General features: G+C 67.5%; 21 protein-coding genes. 10 read left to right on the top strand and 11 right to left on the bottom strand.

What is annotated here, in order from left to right; genetic code table 11:
• Nucleotides 1-4 precede the first annotated feature (4 nt).
• The gene (locus AABQ55_RS09550; protein WP_272804854.1) at nt 5-2,098 is read left to right on the top strand and encodes a S9 family peptidase; all 2,094 of its coding nucleotides are present in this window, start codon (nt 5-7) and stop codon (nt 2,096-2,098) included.
• 40 nt (nt 2,099-2,138) lie between these two features.
• Here AABQ55_RS09550 and AABQ55_RS09545 read toward each other — a convergent pair whose 3' ends face one another.
• The 4 genes from AABQ55_RS09545 to AABQ55_RS09530 form a co-directional block, all read right to left on the bottom strand.
• Nucleotides 2,139-2,498 (bottom strand): type II toxin-antitoxin system PemK/MazF family toxin, encoded by a 360-nt coding sequence (locus AABQ55_RS09545; RefSeq protein ID WP_244769917.1) that lies wholly within the window; start codon nt 2,496-2,498, stop codon nt 2,139-2,141.
• On the bottom strand, nt 2,498-2,761 hold the full coding sequence (locus AABQ55_RS09540) for an AbrB/MazE/SpoVT family DNA-binding domain-containing protein (protein ID WP_244769916.1): 264 nt from the start codon (nt 2,759-2,761) through the stop codon (nt 2,498-2,500). Before AABQ55_RS09540 ends, AABQ55_RS09545 begins: the two co-directional genes overlap by 1 nt.
• 73 nt (nt 2,762-2,834) lie before the next feature.
• Complete coding sequence (locus tag AABQ55_RS09535; protein ID WP_272804853.1) at nt 2,835-4,904, bottom strand: caspase family protein; 2,070 nt, start codon at nt 4,902-4,904, stop codon at nt 2,835-2,837.
• A gap of 137 nt (nt 4,905-5,041) precedes the next feature.
• Nucleotides 5,042-5,521 carry a hypothetical protein gene (locus AABQ55_RS09530; protein ID WP_272804852.1) on the bottom strand — a complete coding sequence of 160 codons (480 nt, stop codon included), beginning with the start codon at nt 5,519-5,521 and terminating at the stop codon, nt 5,042-5,044.
• Nucleotides 5,522-5,676: 155 nt separating this feature from the next.
• Here AABQ55_RS09530 and AABQ55_RS09525 point away from each other — a divergent pair, with 155 nt between their 5' ends.
• The 6 genes from AABQ55_RS09525 (at nt 5,677) to AABQ55_RS09500 (ending at nt 13,985) form a co-directional block, all read left to right on the top strand.
• Entirely contained in the window at nt 5,677-7,188 is a 1,512-nt protein-coding gene (locus AABQ55_RS09525) for a protein adenylyltransferase SelO (protein ID WP_272804851.1), read from the top strand.
• 452 nt (nt 7,189-7,640) lie between these two features.
• Nucleotides 7,641-9,974, top strand: a complete 2,334-nt coding sequence (locus AABQ55_RS09520; protein WP_272804850.1) for a glucose/quinate/shikimate family membrane-bound PQQ-dependent dehydrogenase — start codon at nt 7,641-7,643, stop codon at nt 9,972-9,974.
• Nucleotides 9,975-10,458: 484 nt separating this feature from the next.
• Entirely contained in the window at nt 10,459-12,135 is a 1,677-nt protein-coding gene (locus AABQ55_RS09515; RefSeq protein WP_272804849.1) for an ABC transporter ATP-binding protein, read from the top strand.
• Nucleotides 12,136-12,203: 68 nt separating this feature from the next.
• Nucleotides 12,204-12,653, top strand: coding sequence for a hypothetical protein (locus AABQ55_RS09510; protein WP_272804848.1), 450 nt, complete (start codon nt 12,204-12,206; stop codon nt 12,651-12,653).
• A gap of 222 nt (nt 12,654-12,875) precedes the next feature.
• A complete protein-coding gene (locus AABQ55_RS09505) occupies nt 12,876-13,376 on the top strand; it encodes a GNAT family N-acetyltransferase (protein WP_244769909.1) in 501 nt (166 codons plus the stop codon).
• A 24-nt stretch (nt 13,377-13,400) separates the two neighbouring features.
• Nucleotides 13,401-13,985, top strand: coding sequence for a DJ-1/PfpI family protein (locus AABQ55_RS09500; protein WP_272804847.1), 585 nt, complete (start codon nt 13,401-13,403; stop codon nt 13,983-13,985).
• Between the two features lie 214 nt (nt 13,986-14,199).
• On the opposite strand, the gene AABQ55_RS09495 is transcribed toward AABQ55_RS09500, so the two are convergent.
• From AABQ55_RS09495 to AABQ55_RS09485, 3 genes are all read right to left on the bottom strand, one after another.
• On the bottom strand, nt 14,200-15,114 hold the full coding sequence (locus AABQ55_RS09495; protein ID WP_443021146.1) for a c-type cytochrome: 915 nt from the start codon (nt 15,112-15,114) through the stop codon (nt 14,200-14,202).
• 112 nt (nt 15,115-15,226) lie between these two features.
• On the bottom strand, nt 15,227-15,670 hold the full coding sequence (locus AABQ55_RS09490; RefSeq protein ID WP_244769906.1) for a c-type cytochrome: 444 nt from the start codon (nt 15,668-15,670) through the stop codon (nt 15,227-15,229).
• A gap of 124 nt (nt 15,671-15,794) precedes the next feature.
• On the bottom strand, nt 15,795-16,430 hold the full coding sequence (locus tag AABQ55_RS09485) for a LysE family translocator (protein WP_272804845.1): 636 nt from the start codon (nt 16,428-16,430) through the stop codon (nt 15,795-15,797).
• 121 nt (nt 16,431-16,551) lie between these two features.
• Here AABQ55_RS09485 and AABQ55_RS09480 point away from each other — a divergent pair, with 121 nt between their 5' ends.
• Nucleotides 16,552-17,250: a helix-turn-helix transcriptional regulator gene (locus AABQ55_RS09480; protein WP_272804844.1), complete on the top strand. Its 699-nt coding sequence runs from the start codon at nt 16,552-16,554 to the stop codon at nt 17,248-17,250.
• A gap of 8 nt (nt 17,251-17,258) precedes the next feature.
• On the opposite strand, the gene AABQ55_RS09475 is transcribed toward AABQ55_RS09480, so the two are convergent.
• The 3 genes from AABQ55_RS09475 to AABQ55_RS09465 all read right to left on the bottom strand — a co-directional run bounded on the left by AABQ55_RS09475 (nt 17,259) and on the right by AABQ55_RS09465 (nt 18,609).
• Nucleotides 17,259-17,627 (bottom strand): HVO_A0114 family putative DNA-binding protein, encoded by a 369-nt coding sequence (locus tag AABQ55_RS09475; RefSeq protein WP_244769903.1) that lies wholly within the window; start codon nt 17,625-17,627, stop codon nt 17,259-17,261.
• Nucleotides 17,628-17,909 (bottom strand): toxin-antitoxin system TumE family protein, encoded by a 282-nt coding sequence (locus AABQ55_RS09470; protein WP_272804843.1) that lies wholly within the window; start codon nt 17,907-17,909, stop codon nt 17,628-17,630.
• Nucleotides 17,910-18,006: 97 nt separating this feature from the next.
• The gene (locus AABQ55_RS09465; protein ID WP_272804842.1) at nt 18,007-18,609 is read right to left on the bottom strand and encodes a superoxide dismutase; all 603 of its coding nucleotides are present in this window, start codon (nt 18,607-18,609) and stop codon (nt 18,007-18,009) included.
• Between the two features lie 208 nt (nt 18,610-18,817).
• Between AABQ55_RS09465 and AABQ55_RS09460 the strand changes: the two genes are divergently transcribed.
• Nucleotides 18,818-19,210 (top strand): hypothetical protein, encoded by a 393-nt coding sequence (locus AABQ55_RS09460; RefSeq protein ID WP_272804841.1) that lies wholly within the window; start codon nt 18,818-18,820, stop codon nt 19,208-19,210.
• An 8-nt stretch (nt 19,211-19,218) separates the two neighbouring features.
• Here AABQ55_RS09460 and AABQ55_RS09455 read toward each other — a convergent pair whose 3' ends face one another.
• Complete coding sequence (locus tag AABQ55_RS09455) at nt 19,219-20,112, bottom strand: LysR family transcriptional regulator (RefSeq protein ID WP_272804840.1); 894 nt, start codon at nt 20,110-20,112, stop codon at nt 19,219-19,221.
• A gap of 141 nt (nt 20,113-20,253) precedes the next feature.
• On the opposite strand from AABQ55_RS09455, the gene AABQ55_RS09450 reads away from it, so the two are divergent.
• Nucleotides 20,254-21,447, top strand: a complete 1,194-nt coding sequence (locus AABQ55_RS09450; RefSeq protein ID WP_272804839.1) for an MFS transporter — start codon at nt 20,254-20,256, stop codon at nt 21,445-21,447.
• Nucleotides 21,448-21,449 lie beyond the last annotated feature (2 nt).

Genomic DNA, 21,449 nt, shown 5'->3' with positions numbered 1-21,449 from the left:
TCCCTTGCCCGTCTTCAAAAACCTGCCCGCCGCCCCCGTCGCCGCCAAGAAGCCGGTCTCCGATACCCGCCACGGCATCACCCGCACCGACGACTATGCCTGGTTCCGCGACGAGAACTGGCAGGCGATGTTCAAGGACCCCTCGATCCTGCAGCCGGAGATCCGCGCGCATCTGGAGGCGGAGAATGCCTATATGACGGCCGCGATGGCCGATACGGAGGCGCTGCAGAAGGTGCTGTTTGCCGAGATGCGCGGCCGCATCAAGGAGGACGACAGCTCCGTGCCCGTGAAGGACGGCCCCTTCGCCTACGGCACCGCCTATGTCACCGGCGGCGAGCAGCCGCGCTATTTCCGCGAGCCGCGCGAGGGCGGCGAACGGACCATCCTGCTCGACGGCGACAAGGAGGCGGCGGGCAAGGACTATTTCCGCCTGTCCGGCATCCATCACTCCACCGACCATTCGCTCGGCATCTGGGGCTATGACGACAAGGGCTCGGAATATTTCACGCTGAAGGTGCGCGACCTTGCGACCGGCGAGGACCGCAGCGACGACCTCGCCAATACCGGCGGCGACGGCGTCTGGGCGCCGGATGCCAAGAGCTTCTTCTACACCGCGCTTGACGAGAACCACCGCCCGTCGAGGATCTTCCACCACATCCTCGGCGAGCGGCAGGAGAACGACCGCCTCGTCTACGAGGAGAAGGATGCCGGCTTCTTCATGTCGGTCGGCGGCTCGCTGATCGACGACTTCATCTATATCGACATCCACGACCACGAGACGAGCGAATACCGCCTGCTCTCCACCAAGGACCTCCTCGCCAACCCGGTCGTCGTCGCGCCGCGCCAGACGGGGCTCGAATATTCGATGACCGAGGGCGGCGACGTCTTCTACATCCTCACCAATGCCGACGGCGCCAAGGACTTCAAGATCATGCAGACGCCGGTGACGGCGCCGGGCCGGGAGAACTGGACGGAGGTCGTGCCGCACCGGCCGGGCACGCTGATCCTCAACCACATGGCGTTTGCCCGCCACCTCGTCTGGCTGGAGCGCCACGAGGGCCTGCCGCGCATCGTCGTGCGCGACCGGGAAAGCGGCGAGGAGCACGCTATCGCCTTTGCCGAGGAGGCCTATTCGCTCGGCCTTTCCGGCGCGGCGGAATACGACACCGACGTCATCCGCTTCTCCTATTCCTCGATGACGACGCCCTCGCAGCTCTTCGACTACAACATGGCAACGCGCGAGCGCACGCTCCTGAAGACGCAGGAAGTGCCCTCCGGCCACACGATCGAGGACTACGTCACCCGCCGCGTCTTCGCGCCGGCCCCGGACGGCGAGGGCGTGCCGGTCACCCTGCTCTACCGCAAGGATACGCCGCTCGACGGCTCGGCGCCCTGCCTGCTCTACGGCTACGGCGCCTACGGCATCACGATCCCCGCCGCGTTCAACACCAATTGCCTGTCGCTGGTCGACCGCGGCTTCGTCTATGCCATCGCCCATATCCGCGGCGGCAAGGACAAGGGCTTTGCCTGGTACGAAAACGGCAAGATGGACAGGAAGACCAATACCTTCAAGGACTTCATCGCCGCGGCCGATTATCTGAACGAGGAGAAGTTCACGTCCTACGCGAAGATCGTCGCCGAGGGCGGCTCGGCCGGCGGCATGCTGATGGGGGCGGTCGCCAACATGGCGCCGGAAAAGTTCGGCGGCATCATCGCCGCCGTGCCCTTCGTCGACGTGCTCAACACCATGCTGGACGACACGCTGCCGCTGACCCCGCCGGAATGGCCGGAATGGGGCAACCCGATCGAGAGCAGGGATTTCTACCAGCTGATGGCCAGCTACTCGCCCTACGACAACGTGGACGCCAAGCCCTACCCCGCCATCCTCGCGCTTTCCGGCCTCACCGACCCGCGCGTCACCTACTGGGAGCCCACCAAATGGGTGGCCCGGCTGCGCGAAAAGACGACCGGCACCGAACCGATCCTCCTCAAGACCAACATGGGCGCCGGCCACGGCGGCGCCTCGGGCCGCTTCCAGCGCCTGGAGGAGATCGCCTTCGAATATGCCTTCGCGATCAAGGTGGCGGGGAAGATGTGATCCCGTCCCGCGGGCGGGCCAGCCTAGCCCGCGGGATGCCTCATGCAGGGTCGATCATGCTCACCACGCGGGCGGCGATCTCATCTGTCGTGTAACTGTCCAGCGTTTCGACGAAGCGGGCGGTCCTGTTCTTCACCCGCTCGACGATATCCAGCCCGCGTACCTGGTTGCAAAGCGCAACGCCCGTCGTCCTGTGGCCTGAAATGTTCACCGCCAAGCCGGCCCTACGGGCGAATGCACCGCCCGTCGTGATGGGAACGACGAGGCACATGCCGACGGCGTTGATCTCGCGGGGCGTGATCACCACGCAGCGATGTTCGTCCTTCATCTCGTTCCCGACGACCGGGTTCAGGTCGACGATGAACACATCACCACGCTTCGGGATGTTGCTGCGGACCATCAGAATGTTTCATTGCCGACACGGGAACCGCCCTGCCAGGCAGCGGCCTGCTTGTTCAGGTCGGCCATTTCGTCAGCTCCTTCCAGAAGCTGTGCCAGCGTGTATCGCTTGCGGGGCTGGGCCGGCGTCGCGATGAGCGAGCCGTTGTCGACGGTCAAGGTCAGTTCCGTGCCGACTTCGGCACCGAGCATCTTCAGAAGCGCAGGCGGAATGCTGAAGACGGTCGCACCGCCTTGCCGACGGATTTTCGCTGTATTGCTCATGCAGGGCATCTCCGAGTATGTGCTACGAAAATAGCACATACTCGGCCCACCGCAAGAGCAGGGTGCCTCGCCCCTACCGGAACGCCCCCACACAGGCCTGCAGATCGCTCAGCATGGCGCTGGACCCCTTCAGGCTCGTCCGCACGTCGCCGATGCGGATGTGGTTGCCCCGCTTCAGCGCGTCGATCACCGAGCGGTCGCGGCCGAGATCGTAGGCGATCTCCTGGCGGCCGTAGGCCTTGCCCTTGATGTCGTAGCCCTCGCCGTCGTCGATCCAGTATCGCGCATCGCTCGTGTAGTCGTCGCGGTAGTCGTAGGCCGTGTCTTGGAAGCCGAACGTGACGTGGCCGTCGTCGTACCAGCGGAAGGCGGCGTGGCGCCCGCCCTCGCCACGGCGCGTGGCGCGGCAGTTCAGGAAGCGGCGGTCGCCGGAGAAGTCGGCGACGACCTCCCAGCCGCCGACCGTGCGCACGGCGCGGTAGGGGTCGGCGTCCTTGCCGTAGCCGTCGTCATGGCCGGAGGCGGCGGTTTCGCCATAGGCGTTCGTCTCGTGGCTCACGGCACCGCCCGCCGCCGCATAATCGTCCGCCTTCACACCCAGGGCGGCATCACTGCTCCCCGCATGCTCGTCCTCCGGGAAGTCGCGCAGCGCGGCGCGGTACTTGTCGTAAAGGCCGAGGCGGCGCACGTCGACGAAGTCGAACTCGTAGTCCTCCAGCGCGCGCACGCTGTTGTCGCGCAGGCGCACGAGGCCGCGTACGCGCAGGCACCCGTCGCCGCATTCCACCTCGTCGACATATTCGCGGGCCCTGTCGTCCGGCGTCTTGATCGCGACGCCGAGGCTGTGGCGGCGCTCCTCGTTGATCGCGCGGAACATCAGGGATTGCGCGTAGCCGCGACGATCCTCGTCGAAATAGTCGTAGATCGCGCGTTCCTCGCTGGGGCTGAGATCGTCCCGGCTCCCGACATAGATGCGCCGCTCGGGAATGCTCGCCGCGGTGATGACGTTGCGCAGCCGCTCGTGCGAATAGACGGTCGTGAAGTAGGAGAGATAGTCGCAGCCTTCCGGCGGATACCAGAAGCGCACGTCGATCAGCACCAGCTGGCCGTCCTTGTAGATGTCGGAGAGCCGGCGGTCCTGCGCGTAATCGCCGAAGGTGATGCGCCCGCAGGGATCGCGCCGGTCGTTGGAGACCGTCAGATAGGGCATCTCGCCGCCATCCTCGTGGTCGCGGGAAAAGCGGCCGGCGAGAAGGTCGATCTTGCGCTTGGCGACATAGGCGAAGACGCCCTCGGGATAGCGGCCGAGATAGCGGTCGTAGGCCTCGCGGTTGTCGGCGAGCGCGGCGAATTCGTAGAAGGCGATCTCGGCCTCGTCGACGTCGTCCTTCGGGCTCAGGGCGAACTTGCCGTAGTCGGCATCGCTCTGCCAGGTCTCCTGCCGGCCCTTGCTGCGCTCCTTGACGATCTCGCTCACCTTGCGGAAGGCCTCCTCCAGCACGATGCCGGGAATGCTGATCGCATCGACGAAGGCCGAGGCGAAGGGGCTGATCGGCGTTCCCTCGTAGTCGTAGGCGGTGCCGGGCGCGGCGGCATAGGCATAGTGCACGTCCCCGGCGTCCTTCGGCTCGGCAAGCCCGTCCGGGATGTCGCGCAGCGTGAGGAACGGGTTTTCATGCGCCGCGTCGAAGAGCACGACCTTGAGGCCCTTGCCGAGCCCGCGCAGCGTCTTCGTGATCTCGGAGACGGGCAGCGAGCGGTTGCGCAGGCCCGTCACGGTGCGGCCGGAGGCATCGACCGGCAGCAGGAAATTGTCGCCGTCGATCTGCACCGCATAGCCGGAGAAATAGACGAAGAGCACCGGGTCCTCCGCCTTCTCCGCCAGCCGCGTGAAATTGTTGAGCGCGGAGAGCATGCCGAGATGGTCGGCATCGGTGACGCGCGTCACGTCGAACTCCACCCGCTCCAGCGCCTCGCCGACGAGGTCGATGTCGTTGAGCGGATTTTCCAGCGGCTCGGCGTCCTCGTATTCGGCATTGCCGATGAGGAGCGCGTAGCGTTCGGCGGCGACGGCGGCCGGCGCGACGAAGAGAAGAAGACAGGCGGCAAGCGCCGCGACCCACCGATGGACATTCCGCTGCACGATACCCTCCCGAGACACGGTCCCGGCTCGCCGGCAACCGGACATTCGCTCACCAATGCATGCCTGAAGAAGGGGACGGACGGTGCCGCCCGCTTATTCAGAAGGCCGTGAAATTCCATGCCGGCCGGCGACGGGCGTCAGGAGCCGGCGCAGGCCGCCGCCAGCTTGTCTATCGCCGCCTTCGACCCCGTGAGGGGGAAGGCGAGCGGCTCGAATGTCGTCGCCGGATAGGCGATGGTCAGCGCCCTGCCGGCCTTGAGGCGGTCGACCAGCGGGCCGGTTATCGGGAATTCGCTGACCATCGCGCCGTCCATCGCCTCGAAATGCGCCGGCCGGTCGAAGGCCTCGCCATCGACGGAAAGGCGCAGCGGGCTGGAGAAGTCCCCGCCGTCGCCCGGCGGGAAATCCAGCGCCGCGGCAGCGAGGAACCGCAGGCTGAGCCGGTCTTCCGGGCCGCATTTCAGGAAGAGGTTGCTTTCCCGCGCCCCGGCCCCCACGCAGACCGAGGCCACCATGACAGGCCCCTCCTCCTCCTCGGAAATGCCGGCGTTCCAGGCGCCGCAGGTTTCCGCGAAGGCAACGGACGGGAACAGCAAAAGGACGGCGAGCGCACGCATCTGTAGAACCCCGACTGTTGAACCGGCATGGCTTTCCCGGACGCTAGCACCGCGCAAAGGGGCCGGCAAGCGAGCGCCCCGCCGCCGGCCCTTTCAATCCGGCCGCTTGTCGCTACCTATAGGGAAACGAGACAAGAACGCCGCAAGAGGATGCCATGAGCAACGCCACCAACCCGCAGCACGGCGACGACGGCAGGCCCGTTGCCTTCGACAACAGCTATGCGCGCCTGCCGGACGTCTTCTTCGCCCCGGTCGATCCGAGCCCGGTGGAAGCGCCGCGGCTCGTCGCGTTCAACCGGGCGCTTGCCGGGGAGCTCGGCCTCGATGCGGATGCGCTGGAGCGGCACGGCGCGGGTTACTTCTCCGGCAACGTGGCGCTGCCCGGTTCGCTGCCGCTCGCCATGGCCTATGCCGGCCACCAGTTCGGCCAGTTCGTGCCGCAGCTCGGCGACGGGCGGGCCATCCTCCTCGGCGAGGTGATCGACCGCGACGGCCGGCGGCGCGACATCCAGCTGAAGGGTGCCGGCCAGACGCCCTATTCGCGCCGCGGCGACGGGCGGGCGGCGCTCGGGCCGGTGCTGCGCGAATATATCGTCAGCGAGGCCATGCATGCGCTCGGCATTCCGACGACGCGGGCGCTGGCGGCCGTCGCCACAGGCCAGCCGGTCTATCGCGACCGCGTGCTGCCCGGCGCCGTCTTCACCCGCGTCGCCGCCAGCCATATCCGTGTCGGCACCTTCCAGTTCTTCGCCGCGCGCGGCGACACGGACAATGTGCGCGTGCTCGCCGACCATGTCATCGACCGGCACTATCCGGCGCTGAAGGGCGCGGAGCAGCCCTATCTCGCGCTGCTGGACGCCGTCGCCGACCGGCAGGCCTCGCTGATCGCCCGATGGCTCGGCGTCGGCTTCATCCACGGCGTGATGAACACCGACAACATGACGATCTCGGGCGAGACGATCGATTTCGGCCCCTGCGCCTTCATGGACCGCTACGACCCGCGCACCGTCTATTCCTCCATCGACCGCAACGGGCGCTATGCCTTCGGCAACCAGCCGATGATCGGCCAGTGGAACATCGCGCGTCTCGCCGAGGCGCTGCTTGCCCTTCTTTCCGACGACCAGGACAAGGCGGTGGAGATGGCGAATGCGGCGGTCGGCCGCTTCATGGAGCGCTTCCAGGCGCATTGGATGGCGGTGATCCGGGCGAAGATCGGCCTTGGCGCGGACGAGGAGGACGACGACCAGGGCCTGATCCGCGACCTGCTCGTGACGCTCTACGAGCAGAAGGCCGACTATACGCTCGCCTTCCGGCGCCTTGCGGATGCGGCCGAAGGCGCGGCGGCGGACGACGCGCTGCAAGACCTCCTCGAAACGCCCGGCGCGCTCACGCCCTGGCTTGCCCTCTGGCGCGCGCGGCTGGCGCGGCAAGCCGGGACGGCCGAGGCGCGCGCTACGGCGATGCGCCGCGTCAATCCCGCCTTCATCCCGCGCAACCACAAGGTCGAGGAGGCGCTGGCGGCGGCGGTCGACCATGGCGATTTCTCGCTGTTTACCGCGCTGAACGACGTGCTGGCGCGGCCCTACGAGGACCAGCCGGCCTTCGCCGCCTATGCCGTGCCGCCGAAGCCCGGCGAGGAGATCACCGCGACCTTCTGCGGGACGTGAGGGGCGCAAACTACACCCTTTTTCCGGCGCCTCCCGCCTTGTGCGCCGGGCATCGCCTATGGAAGGAAACCGTTGCCCTATCCCCTTCTCCCCCGCGGGGAGAAGGTGCCGGCAGGCGGATGAGGGGGATGGCGAAGGCGCAAACGATCCGTCCGAGCCACCCCCTCATCCGACCCTTCGGGCCACCTTCTCCCCGCGGGGGAGAGGGAAGAGCGGTGATGCCGCATTCCCTATGCGGTAGCCCTGCCGCTTGCGGGGAGAGGGTTAGGGTGAGGGGCAAGCTCCCTGGCAAAGGCCTCGCCCCAAAAACATGAGTGGAATAGTATAATTTCTCCCTCCCCTTTTCCCGGGATTGAAGCGCCACGGTTCTGCCCTAATTTCTCCGTCGTCCCTCCTTGAGCCGGACGTCTTGTCGGCCTCCTCCCCGGCCGGCAGCACCAACGGAGATCCCCATGTTGCTCACGCTGACCGCCGCCCTCATCGCCATCATCGGATTGGTGCTGACGGGCGGAGGCGGGTGGCTGCTGTCGCTCGGCGGCAGCCCCTACTATCTCGTCACCGGCCTTGCCTTCCTCGTCACGGCCGTGCTGCTCCTGCGCCGCTCCGGCGCGGCGCTCTGGCTTTATGCCCTCGTCATCCTCGGTTCGCTCGGCTGGGCGATCTGGGAGGTCGGTTTCGACTGGTGGCAGCTCGGCCCGCGCGGCGGCGTCATCGTGCTCCTCGGCCTGTGGCTGATGCTGCCGGCCATCCGCCGCCCGCTCGGCTTTTCCAGCCCCACCGGCACGCCCTACCCGGCCTCGGCCCTGCCGCTCGCCGTTGCCGTCCTCGTCTCCATCGGCGTTGCCGGCTTTGCGATGACGCAGGACCCGCACGACGTGGCCGGCAGCCTGCCGACCGACGTCGCCAACGCCACGCCCGCCCTCGGCGGCAACGTGCCGGCCGGCGAATGGCACCAGTATGGCCGCACGCCATACGGCCAGCGCTACTCGCCGCTCGACCAGATCAACACCGACAATGTCGGCACGCTCAAGGTCGCCTGGCAATACCAGACCGGCGACGTGAAGCTGCCGGACGATGTCGGCGAGACCACCTACCAGGTGACGCCGCTCAAGATCGGCGACACGCTCTACATGTGCACGCCGCACAACTGGGCGATCGCGCTCGACGCGGCGACCGGCAAGGAGAAATGGAAGTACGATTCCAACTCCGGCATGAACCCGGACCGCCAGCACCAGACCTGCCGCGGCGTGACCTACTATGCCGATCCGGCCGCGACCGCCGGCGCCACCTGCGCCGCCCGCGTCTACCTGCCGACCTCGGACGCCCGGCTGATCGCGCTCGACGCGGCGACCGGCGACGTCTGCACGAGCTTTGCCGAGAACGGCGTGCTGCAGCTCGAACAGGGCATGCCCTACAACCCGGCCGGCTACTACTATTCCACCTCGCCGCCCGTCATCACCGACGGAAAGATCATCATCGGCGGCGCGGTGAACGACAATTACTCGACCCACTCGCAGTCGGGCGTCATCCGCGCCTTCGACGTCAATACCGGCGCCCTCGTCTGGAACTGGGATTCCGGCAATCCCGACGTCACGACGCCGCTGCCCGAGGGGCAGGTCTATACGGTGAACTCGCCGAATTCCTGGTCCGTCTTCAGCTATGACGACGCGCTCGGCCTCGTCTATATCCCGCTCGGCAACCGCGTGCCCGACCAGCTCGGCATGGGCCGCAGCGAGCATGTGGAAAAATACTCGTCCTCCATCGTCGCGCTCGACATCAAGACGGGCGCGGTGCGCTGGGTGCGCCAGACGGTGCACCACGACCTGTGGGACATGGACGTGCCGGCCCAGCCGGCGCTGATCGACATCACGAAGGACGGCGCCACCATCCCCGCCCTCGTCGGCCCGACCAAGCAGGGCGACATCTACGTGCTCGACCGGCGCACCGGCGAGCCGATCATCCCCGTCAAGGAGATACCGGCGCCGACCGGGGCGATCCCGGAAGATTTCACGGCGCCAACCCAGCCGATTTCCGACCTCACCTTCTCGCCGCCGCCGCTGACGGAAAAGAACATGTGGGGCGTGACGATGTTCGACCAGCTCGCCTGCCGCATCGATTTCCTGTCGTTGAAATACGAGGGCCGCTACACGCCGCCCTCGCTGCAGGGCACGCTCGTCTATCCCGGCAATTTCGGCACGTTCAACTGGGGCTCCGTCGCGGTCGATCCGGAACGGCAGGTGATGTTCGGCATGCCGACCTACCTCGCCTTCACCTCCCGCCTCGTGCCGCGTGACCAGATCCCGCCGAAGGGCCAGGACGAGAAGGGCTCCGAACAGGGCCTCAACCGCAACGAGGGCGCGCCCTACGGCGTCTTCATGGGCCCGTTCCTCGGCCCGCTCGGCATTCCCTGCCAGGCGCCGCCATGGGGCTATGTCGCCGGCGCGAACCTTGCCACCGGCGAGATCGCCTGGAAGCACAAGAACGGCACGGTCATGGACATGACGCCGCTGCCGCTGCCCTTCAAGGTCGGCGTGCCGGGCATCGGCGGCCCCATCATCACCAAGGGCGGCGTCGCCTTCCTCGGCGCGGCGGTGGACGACTACCTGCGCGCCTACGACCTGACGAGCGGCCGCCAGCTGTGGGAAGCCCGCCTTCCGGCCGGCGGCCAGGCCACGCCGATGACCTACACGGTCGGCGACAAGCAATATGTGCTGATCGTCGCCGGCGGCCACGGCTCGGTCGGCACCAAGCCGGGCGACTACGTCATCGCCTATACGCTGCCGTAGCGGGGCGCCGTACCGACCCCCCTCTGCCCTGCCGGCCGTCTCCCCCTCAAGGGGGGAGATCGGATGGGGCGCGGTTTCGCCCATCTCCAACGGCTCGATATGAGCGAAGGTCCCGCCACCTGCCGATCTCCCCCCTTGAGGGCAGGCGAATTGCATATGGATGAGGCGGCGCGTCTTGCCCCTTCTCCCCGCGGGGAGAAGGTCGCGGCAGCGGGATGAGGGGGTGGCGAAGACGTCAGACGGTGTGCAAGCCCCCTCATCCGGCCCTTCGGGCCACCTTCTCCCCGCGGGGGAGAAGGGGAAAGCAGCAGCGTGCTGTCATAGGCAATTCGCCTACCCTTGAGGGGGAGATGCCCGGCAGGGCAGAGGGGGGTGGCGCGGAGGAAGATAGCGCCCGGCAAAAGGGCGATCATTGCGGGGTTGCCTCCCCATCCCGCCTTTCCCATGATGCAGCCCTCCAAAAATCCTCCCCGGGAGATTCGCCATGAAAGACGACTGGCGGCTGATCGCCGCGCCGGTGAAGATCATCCTTGCCAATTACTGGCGGTCCTCGCGCGGCCTGCTGGCGCTCGTCTCGGTCATCGTCTTCCTCTCGGCGATCGCCTCCATCGCCGCGCCCTATCTCTTCTCGCGCCTCATCGACGCCATGACCGCCGACCGGATGGCCGAGATGCTGGCGGCCGGCCTCGTCGTCTATGCGCTGCTCATCGGCATGGCCGCGGCCCTGCAGCACATGGTGCAGTACCTCTCCTACATGAGCGCGGAGAACCTGAGCTTCATCGCCAGCACCAGCCTGTTCGAGCGGCTGTTGAAGAAAGAGGCCGCCTTCTTCGCCGAGCACAACCCGGCCGAGATCGAAAGTGCCGGCCAGCGCGGCCAGGGCGCGATGATGACGCTGGTGCAGCTCGCCCTCATCGTCTTCACTCCCGGCGTCACGCAGATCACGCTGGCGATCGCCATGCTGGGGGCGACGATCGACATCGAGGTCGCGCTGATCGTCGTCGCCTATGGCGGCGGCTTCATCGCGCTGACGGCCATCGCCAACCACCGCACGCGAAAATATCTCGACGCGGCCGTCGAGGCCGGGCAGGAGAACGCCAAGTTCATCGGCAACGCCATGACGGCCATGGAGACGCTGCGCCATTTCGGCAGCCACGGCTGGATGCAGGCGCGCTTTGCCGGAAAGGCCGGCGAGGAGCGCGACAGCTGGGCGGCCTTCTGCCGCCGGCGCATCGGCTATTCGTCGTTGATGGGCGCCGGGCTCGCCGTGCAGTTCGTCGTCACCTTCCTCCTGCTGTTGCCGCGCTACCGGGCGGGCGATCTCAGCGTCGGCGACATCGTGCTGTTCAACACGCTGCTGCTGCAGCTCAACCAGCCCTTCGAGATGATCGGCCATGCGCTCGACAACGTGGTGCGCGCCCGCGCCTCGCTGCTGCCGCTCGCGCGCATCTGGGCCGCCCCCGAGGAGCCGGACACGGGCACATCGGGCGGCTTTTCGCCGAAGGCCGGCCGCCTCGCCTTCGAGGATGTCTCCTACGCCCACGAAAACGGCCGCGGCGTCGAGAAGATCGGCTTTGCCGCGACGCGCGGGCGCATCACCTATCTCGTCGGCGAGACGGGCTCCGGCAAGTCGACCCTGCTGCGCCTCGCGCTGAAATCCATCCGCCCCGCCGCGGGGCGCATCACCGTCGACGGCATCGATCTTGACGGCGTCCGCCAGCGCGACTGGTACGGCGCCGTCGGCATCGTGCCGCAGGACGCGGTGCTGCTCAACGACACGCTCGCCGTCAACATCGTGCTCGGCCGCGCCTTCGACGCGGAGCGGTTGCGGCGCGCGGCGGAAAAAGCGGCGATCCTCGCCTTCATCGACGGCCTGCCGGACGGGTTCGAGACAAGGGTCGGCGAACGGGGCATGAAGCTTTCCGGCGGCGAGCGGCAGCGCATCGCCATCGCCCGCGCGCTCTATGCCGATCCGCAGTTCCTCTTCCTCGACGAGGCGAGCTCGGCGCTGGACGAGGCGACGGAGGCGGGAATCATGCAGCATATCCGCGGCCTTGCCGGCGACGTGACCATCCTTGCCGTCACCCACCGCAGAAGCGTGATCGCGCCTCAGGACCATGTCGTGCGGCTCGGCGCGGGCCGCATCGAAAGCGACGTGTAAAGGACGGCAAGGCTCGCAAAAGCTGCAACCGGTACTGGTTCGCGCGACGCACGCTCAAGGGGCCCTCCATGAAGATCGACGGCAGCATGCTTTCCGCCTACACCTACGGCAGGCCGCGCACGACGAGCGGGGAAAGCCTTAACGACGGCACGGGCGGCGGCACGGCAGGGCGCGACATCCCGACCGTCAGCCCCACGGCGCCGATCCCCTCCGGCCTTGCCAATGCGCTGTGGTTGACCCAGGCCAAGCTCGACAAGGCCGAGACGGAGAGCGCCAACCTGACGTCCGAATTCCTGGAGCTCTCCAGGATGACGCCGGCCGAGCGGCTGCGCAAGGAAATGCTGGAGGCCCTCGGCCTCACGGAGGAGAGCCTGGCGCAGCTTCCCGAGGAGGAACGCTCGGCGATCGAGGAAGACATCCGCCGCGCCATCAAGGAGCAGCTCGGCATCGACGACACCCGGCAGGCAGGCACGGCGGAAGGGCAATCCGCGGCCGGCACGGAGGAAGCGGGGGCCTGAGCGCCCCCGCTTTCATCCCGCTTTTTGCACACGCCGACGAAACCCGATTGACAAACGGCGCGATTTCGAGAATATCGCGCCCATGATCAAGAACATGCACATCGCCGCGACGTATTTTTGGCTGTTCCGATAAGGAGCGGCTGTTCGATCATGTCAACAAGCCGCCATCAGGCGGCTTTGTTGTTTCTGGCACCTGATGGCACAAAACCCCAGGAGCCCGAAATGCAGAATACCGTCATCAAACTCGACCCCGCCGCCCTCGATCGCCCGCCGATGCTGACCATCCGCGCCGCGCGCCCGGGCGACCTGCAGCAGATCCTCGACATGATCGCCCTGCATGCCGAATGCCACGGCGACACGGCGAAGGTCTCCGCCGCCGATCTCGACCGCGATCTCTTCGGCGCCCATCCCTGGATCACCGCGCTCGTCGCCGAAGCCGGCGGCCGGCTGATCGGCTACGCCCTTCTCGTGCCGATGTACCGCGCGCTGGAAGGCCTGCGCGGCATGGAGCTGCACCAGATCTTCGTGCGCAAGGACCATCGCGGCCACGGCATCGGCCGCCACCTCGTCTCCCGCGCCCGCGAGCACGCCCGCATCGCCGGCTGCGGCTACCTCTCGGTGAGCGCGGCGACCGGCAATTTCGGCGCCCACCGCTTCTACGAGCAGATGAACTTCCGGGCTGGCCCGGTCACCGGGATGCGCTATGTCCAGTCCCTGGGCTGACAATAGGTTGAGGAGGACATCGACATGGCGAAGCGACTGGCCATCGTGCTGACCGAGGGCTACGCCGACTGGGAATGCGGGCTGCTGATGGCGACGGCGCGGGGCGACTGCGGGGCCGAGACCGTGGTCCTGACACCCGGCGGCGCGGACGTGACCTCGCTTGGCGGCGTCTCCATAAGGCCCGCCGGCAGGGCGGAGGACGCCGCGCCCGCCGATTTCGACGTGCTGGTGCTGTGCGGCGGCACGATCTGGCAATCCGGCCAAGCGCCCGACCTTTCGGCTCCGGTCGCGCGCTTCGTTTCGGCGGGCAAGCCGGTCGCCGCCATCTGCGATGCGACGCTGGCGCTCGGCCGCCTCGGCCTGCTCGACGACCGGGCGCATACCGGCAACTATCGCGGACAGCTGGCTGAGGTCGTACCCGGCTACCGCGGCGCCGCGCTCTACCGCGACCAGCCGCAGGCCGTCAGCGACCGCGCCGTCATCACCGCCTCGGGCGCGGCCCCCGTCTCCTTCGCGCGGGAAATCCTCGACGCCATCGGCCTCGGCTCCGCCGACCTGTCCGGCTATCTCGCGATGTATGGCGACGAGCACCGCAAGGCGCCGGCGTGACGGCATGATCGCCCCTCCTCCGTCGTGCGCGGCACGTCTCCACTTCGGGCGCGGAGGCGTCACGGCCCCCTCTCCTCCGTCATGCTCGGCCTTGAGCCGAGCATCCACGCTCCGGGTGAGGCCTGGATCCTCGGGTCAAGCCCGAGGATGACGACAGTGGGTGGGGTAAGGTGGGCTGACGCTGCGAAACTGGGTATTGCCCCCGCACCCCGCCTCAATGCGCCGGGATCGCCTTCAGGTAGGCCGCGATCGCCTCGCGGTCCTCCTTGGGCAGCAGCGCCATGTTCTTCTGCACCGACACCATGGCGCCGCCGACGCTGTCGAATTCCGGCGTGAAGCCGGTTTCGAGATAGCTGGCGATGTCGCCCGCGCTCCAGCTGCCGAAGCCGCCCTCGGCCGGGGTGATGTTGGGCACGCGCCCCTCGCCTTCCGGGTTCGGCCCGCCGGCCAGCCAAAGATCCGTCTTGAGCCCGCCGAGGACGTCGCGCGGCGTGTGGCACTCGCCGCAATGGCCCGGCCCTTCCACGAGATACTGGCCGCGCCTGACGGTCTCGTCGGCGCTCGCGAGCGCCACCCGCGGCGCCTCGTCGAGATAGAGGAACTTCCAGCCGCCGAGCGCGAGACGCATGTTGAACGGGAACGGCAGGTCGTGGCCGGGCGCCACATTGCCGCTCTTCGGCAGGGTCTTCAGGTAGCCGTAGAGGTCGGCTATGTCCTTCACCGTCATGCGCGCATAGGAGGCATAGGGGAAGGACGGGTAGAGGTGCTCGCCGTCGCGGCCGGTGCCGCGCTTCATGGCATCGCCGAACTCCGCCAGCGTCCAGGCGCCGATGCCGGCCGTCTCGTCGGGCGAGATGTTCGGCGCGTGGAAGGTACCGAACGGGCTCTTCAGCGCAAGGCCGCCCGCCAGCACCAGCTTCTGGTCGTCCGCCGCGCCCGGCGCGGCATGACAGCTCGTACAGCCGCCGGCATGGAAGATGCGCTCGCCGTTCGCCAGGTCCGGCTCGCCCGCCGCGGCCCAAGTCTCGGCCGGCAGCCGCTCCGGCGCGGTGATGAAGAGGAAGGCGCCGGTGCCGATCGCGCCCAGCACGACGATCCCGCCGAGAAGTTTCTTGAGTGCCATGAGAATTGCCTCTCGCCAGCCGCGCGAGCCCCGCCACCGCGGCATCCGGACATGGATTGCCGCCCCGGCGATCGCCGGGGCGGTCTGCGTTCGTTTCGGGTGGGATGGCCTACCGCGGTCACTTCTTGACGCGGTAGACCTCATGACAGCCGCCGCAATTGGGGCCGATCGTGCCGAGCGCGGCGCCCACGGCCGCCTGGTCTGCCGGCAGGCTGGCGAGCACCGTGTCGGCATCCGTGCCGAGCTTGGCGGCCTTGGCCTTGAAGTCGTCCATCGCCTCCCAGATCTTCGGGCTGGCTTCGGTCTCGTTGCCCGTCTCGGAACCGGCCGGGAACTGGTCCGGGAAGGCCTTCCCCACCTCGCTCATGGTGGTCAGCGACGCCTTGACGACGTCCGCGTCATAGGGCTTTTCGCCCTTCGCGATGCCGGCAAGCGCGCCCATGGCCCCGCCGACCTTCTTCATCATCTCCTGGCGGACGACCTGCGGCTCGTCCGCCGCCACGACGGCCCCTGCGCCGATGACCGCAAGCGCGGCCGCGGCCGCCAAAGTCCTGAACTTCATCGGGTTCTCCCGGTTGCTGGCGGGCGGCTTGCGCCGCGCCGCCGGTTTACGATGCGCGGGCATCTTTGCATTTTGGGAAGTCGAGGAAAGTAAAATATTTTTGAGAACCAGAATGTTGCGCCGTTCACACGCTGCCCCAGCCGCGCCACACCGTAACCACCGCGATCGCCACGAGCAGCACGCCGGCGGCGCGGCCGATAAGGCGCGTGGCGGCGGGGCTGCCGGTCAGCGCATCGCGGCTGCGGGCGGCGGCGAGCGCGAGGCCGCCATAGACGGCAAGCTGCGTCGCCCAGATCATCGCCAGCATGACGAGCGTCTGGCGCCAGAGCGGGCCGAATTCCGGGCGCAGGAACTGCGGGAAGACGGCGAGCATGAAGAGATAGGCCTTCGGGTTCATCAGGCTCGTCAGCGCGCCCTGGCGAAAGCGCGTCGCAAGGCCGCGCCGGTCGAGGCTGCCGACGGCATCGACGACGATCGAGGAGCGGAAGAGCTGCCAGCCGATGAAGGCGACATAGGCGGCGCCGAGGAGCAGCAGGCCGTTGAACAGGCCCGGCGCGAAATGTAGGAGCATGCCGACGCCGAGCGCGGCATAGAGCGTGTGCACGAGGCCGCCCGCCATGATGCCGAAGGTCGCCGAAAGCCCCGCCCTGCGCCCGCCGGAGAGGGAACTCGCCAGCACGAAGACCATGTCCATGCCCGGCACGATGATGATGCCGGAGACGAGCAGGAAGAAGAGCCAGAGATTTTCGCTGTAGGTCATGTCAGTTGTCCATTGCCGATACGCGCCCGGAAGCCCGCTGCCTCCTTGTGTTTCAAGCGCTTGAAGCGTGCTATAGCGAGGACCAACTGACAGTGTTGTGTCAGTTGTGAGGGGAATGACCATGCGCAAGGCTTCGCGGCTGTTCGAGATCATCCAGATCCTGCGCCTCGCCCGCCACCCGATAACGGCGGCCGAGATCGCCGGGCGGCTGGAGGTGACGGTGCGCTCGATCTACCGCGACATTGCCGCCCTGCAGGCGATGCGCGTGCCGGTGGAGGGCGAGCGGGGCATCGGCTACATCCTGCGCCCCGGTTTCGACCTGCCGCCGCTGATGTTCTCCATCGAGGAGACCGAGGCCGTGGTGCTGGCGCTGGCGCTTCTGGAGCGCACCGGCGACGCGGAGCTGAAGGCCGCCGCCCGGCGGGTCGGCGACAAGATCGCCGGCGCCGTGCCGCCGCCGCTGCGCCAGACGCTCTCCGCGCGCGCCCTGCACGCCTGGGGCACGACGCCGCGCCAGCCCGAGGGCATCGACCTTGCCACCGTGCGCCGGGCGATCCGCGACGAGGAGACGCTGCTGATCGACTACCGCGACGAATATGGCCGCGCCAGCGAGCGCACCATCCGCCCCATCGCCCTCATCTACTATTCCGAGACCGCCAATATCGTCGCCTGGTGCGAGCTGCGCGCGGCCATCCGCAATTTCCGCGCCGACCGGGTCGAGGCCTGCGAAACGACGGGCCGGCATTTCCGCGGCGAGGGCGACAGGCTGCGGCAGCTCTGGATTTCCGGCTGGGCGGAGAACCGGCGGGATGCGGGGTAAGCGGAAGCCTATGCGACCGCGCGCAAATCGAAATCGGCGTGGATGACGTCGAAGGGCACTTCGACCTTCCCGTCCTCCGTGCGCTCGATGATGCCCCATTCGGCGAGTGCCGTCACATCCTCGTGCACCCGCTTCACATCGCGGCCGAGCGCGCGCGCCAGCGCCCGGATGCTGCTCGGGCCGATCTTCTGCAGATGCTCGATCAATGCCCAGCGCTTCGGACTGATCACCGAGAAAAGCTGCGCGGGCGAACTGAAGGTGAAGGTCGCGACCGGATCGGACGGCACCCCCGTCCGTGCCGCTTCGGCAGCCCGCGCGAGGTTTTCGGACAGGACAGCGTCGGTATCACTGCGGATCTGAATGCGGGCGCGCTTCATTCAAGGCCTCCGTTTTGCAATTTCCGCCCGAAAATCCTCGAGCAGCGCGGCAATGGTGGAGAAGGCATAGGGACGCTCCTCCCCGTCGAGATGGCAATGATCGCCCTTGCCGCGCTCATTGTCGAAGCCGACGACACGCCGGCCGTCCCGCCCATAGAACAGGCGGTATTTGTAAGGATGGCTGCTTCCCGCAACGGGTTCGGGAACCCGCCAGAGCACGATCTCGATAATCGCGCCATCCGGCAGAACCGTTTTCGACCGCTCGAGAAGCACGGCATCCATGTTGGCATTTATGCCATCATCATGTCTTTTTGTCGACGAAAGAAAAACCCCGGCCGTTTCCAGCCGGGGTTTCCTGAGCTCGGAAGCGAAAAACGCCTTACTTCGTGGCGGCTTCGTAGCGCTCCAGGACGTAGTCCCAGTTGATCAGGCTGTCGACGAAGGCCTCGAGGTATTTCGGGCGGGCGTTGCGGTAGTCGATGTAGTAGGAGTGCTCCCAGACGTCGACGCCGAGGATCGGGCTTGCGCCGTGCACCAGCGGGTTCTCGCCGTTCGGGGTCTTGGAGATGGCGAGCTTGCCGTCCTTGACGGACAGCCAGGCCCAGCCGGAGCCGAACTGCGTGGTGCCGGCGGCGACGAAATCGGCCTTGAACTTGTCATAGCCGCCGAGATCGCTGTCGATCGCCTTCTGCAGGGCGCCCGGCAGGCTCTTGCCGCCGCCACCCTTCTTCATCCACTTCCAGAAATGGATGTGGTTGTAGTGCTGACCGGCATTGTTGAAGAGGCCCTGGTTGGTGCCGTAGGACTTCTTGACGATCTCTTCCAACGAGAGGTCCTGAAGGCCCGCTTCCTCGGCCAGCTTGTTGCCGTTGTCGACATAGGCCTTGTGGTGCTTGTCATGGTGATATTCGAGCGTTTCGCGCGACATGAAGGGCGCGAGCGCGTCGTAATCGTAGGGAAGCGGCGGAAGTTCGAAAGCCATCGTGGTGTCTCCTCTTGGCGACGGAATTTTTTCAATGAAATCCGTGAGCGGAACATAGGAGCGGCAACCGGAAGAGGCAACCGCCCGGGTTCCAATTTTTCCTGACATGCGACAAAATCCTTCCCGTTTCCCGTGTCGGATCAATGACAAATGGAACCGGATTCGATCTGAAACATTTTATCCGACACCCCCGACACGGAGCCTGTCCATGCATCTTCGCCTGCTTTCCGCCCTTCCGCTCCTGCTTGCCGCCCCGCTCGCCCATGCCTCCTCGCCCGATGCATGGGAGGAATTCCGCGCCGATGTGGAGAAGAGCTGCCTGGCGAGCCTGCCGGAAGCGCTCGGCACGCCGAACGTCTTCGTCGAGCCGACGGGCACGCAGTCCTTCGGCCTTGCCGCGATCGAGGGGCTTTCACCGGAATCGAAGAGCCAGATCACCTATCTCTGCGTCTACGACAAGGAGAAGAAGACGGTGGAGGTCTCCCCGCCCATCGCCGCGGAGTTCCTGCATGTGGTGCGCGAAAGCGAGCGCGAGGCGGCGGCGGCGGAACGGGCCAAGACGGGCGACAACAAGACGGTGGACGAGGCCGGGCAGGAATAACCTGCCCCTCAGATATTCCCGGCGAGGAAATCGATGAAGGCCCGGATGCGGGCCGCCAGGTGCTCGTGGCCGGCAAAGACGGCATGCACGACCTCGACCTCGCCGGGATTGTAGTCCTCCAGCAGCGGCACCAGCGTTCCGGCCGCGATGTCCTCCTCGACATGGAAGCGGCCGATACGGCCGATGCCGAGACCGTCGAGGCAGAGTTGGCGCAGGATGGCACCGCTGGAGACCAGCATGTTGCCGGAGACCTCGCGCACCGCGACCGCCTTGCCGTCGCCGGACAGGAACGGCCAGCCCGCCATGCTGCGGCGGAAGTTGAAGCGCAGGCAATTGTGGGCGACAAGCTCGTCCGGGTGCCGCGGCGTGCCGGCGCGGTCGAGATAGGCGGGCGCTGCGATGACGACCTCGCGGCTTTCCAGCAGCTTGCGCGCCTTCAGCGACGAATCGCGCAAGGGGCCGGAGCGGATGGCGACGTCGGCGCGCTCGCCGATCACGTCGATCACGCCGTCGGTCAGCGTCAGGTCCAGCTCGATCTCCGGATAGAGCGACAGGAAGGCCGGCGCCAGCGGCAGGATGTAGCGCTCGCCGAAGCCCACGGAGGCATTGACCCTCAGCGGCCCGCGCGGCACGACGCGCGCGCCCGCCGCCACGATGCGCTCCGTCTCGGCGATCTCGGCCAGGATGCGACGCGCCCGGCCAAGATAGACCTCCCCTTCCGGCGTCAGCTCCAGCCGGCGCGTGGTGCGCACGAGAAGGCGCGCACCCAGCCGGTCCTCGATGCGGGTGACGAGCTTGCTGACCGCCGAGGGCGACAGGCCGAGCTTGCGGCCGGCGGCCGAAAAGCTCTTCAGCTCCGCCGCCAGCACGAAGACATCCATTTCGCCGGCCCGGTTGTCCATGCGCCACCTTTGAATTCAATTCACATATTCTTATCCACTTGACCGGATTAACACGCAAGTGGCCCGGCGCCATATTCCGCGGCGAACCAGAAACGCAACCCAGCCAAGCCGTCCGCTTCAAGCCGGACGCGGGGATATGCCATGCCACTTGCCCTCTTCGCCCTGACGGTCGCCGCCTATGCGATCGGCACCACCGAATTCGTGATCGTCGGCCTGCTGCCGACCGTCGCGACAGACCTTGCCATCACCCTGCCGCTCGCCGGCCTCATCGTTTCCGTCTACGCGCTCGGCGTCACCTTCGGCGCGCCCGTGCTCACCGCCCTCACCGGCCGGCTCGGCCGCAAGCCGCTGCTGCTTTGCCTGATGGCGCTCTTCGTCGCCGGCAATGCGCTGGCGGCGCTCGCGCCGGGCTACGGCGTGCTTCTGGCCGGCCGCGTGCTCTCCGCCTTCGCACACGGCGTCTTCTTCTCCGTCGGCGCCACCATCGCGGCCGACCTCGTTTCGCCCGACCGGCGCGCCTCGGCCATCGCCATGATGTTCATGGGCCTCACCGTCGCCATCGTCACCGGCGTGCCGCTCGGCACCGTCATCGGCCAGACCTTCGGCTGGCGCGCCACCTTCTGGGCCGTCGCCGGGCTCGGCCTTGTCGCCTTCGCCGCCATCGCCCTCCTGCTGCCGTCGAACCTGCGCCGGGAAAAGCCGGCGGGCCTTGTGGAGCAGGTGCGCGTGCTCGGCTCCGGCCGCCTCATCATCGTCTTCGCCATGACGGCGCTCGGCTATGGCGGCACCTTCGTGACCTTCACCTTCCTCTCGCCGCTGCTGCAGGAGGTCACCGGCCTTTCGGCGGGCACGGTCAGCCTCGTGCTCGTGCTCTATGGCGCGGCCATCGCCCTCGGCAACATCGTCGGCGGCAAGGTGGCGGACCGCGATCCGGTGAAGGCGCTCGTCGTGCTCTTCGCGCTGCAGGCCGCCGTGCTCGTGCTCTTCACCTTCACGGCGCCCGCCCCGGCCCTCGCGCTCGTCACCCTCGCCGCGCTCGGCTTCCTGTCCTTCGCCAACGTGCCCGGCCTCCAGCTCTATGTCGTCGACATGGCGCGGCGCCATCGCCCGGCCGGCGTGGACGTCGCCTCGGCGCTCAACATCGCCGCCTTCAACCTCGGCATCGCGGCCGGCGCCTGGGTCGGCGGGCTGGTCGTCGCCTCGCCGCTCGGCCTTCGCGCAACGCCCGCAGTCGGCGCCGTCCTCGTGGCCGCCGCGCTCGGCCTGACGCTTCTCAGCGGCGCGCTCGACCGGCGCGAGCGCGCCCGGCCGGACGCCGCCTGCCAGCCGGCCTGAAA

Source organism: Shinella sp. WSD5-1, assembly GCF_963942435.1.
GTDB classification, from domain to species: domain Bacteria; phylum Pseudomonadota; class Alphaproteobacteria; order Rhizobiales; family Rhizobiaceae; genus Shinella; species Shinella yambaruensis.
The sequence above is the reverse complement of the archived record's forward strand: the minus strand, read 5'-3'. Positions and strand labels throughout refer to the sequence as shown.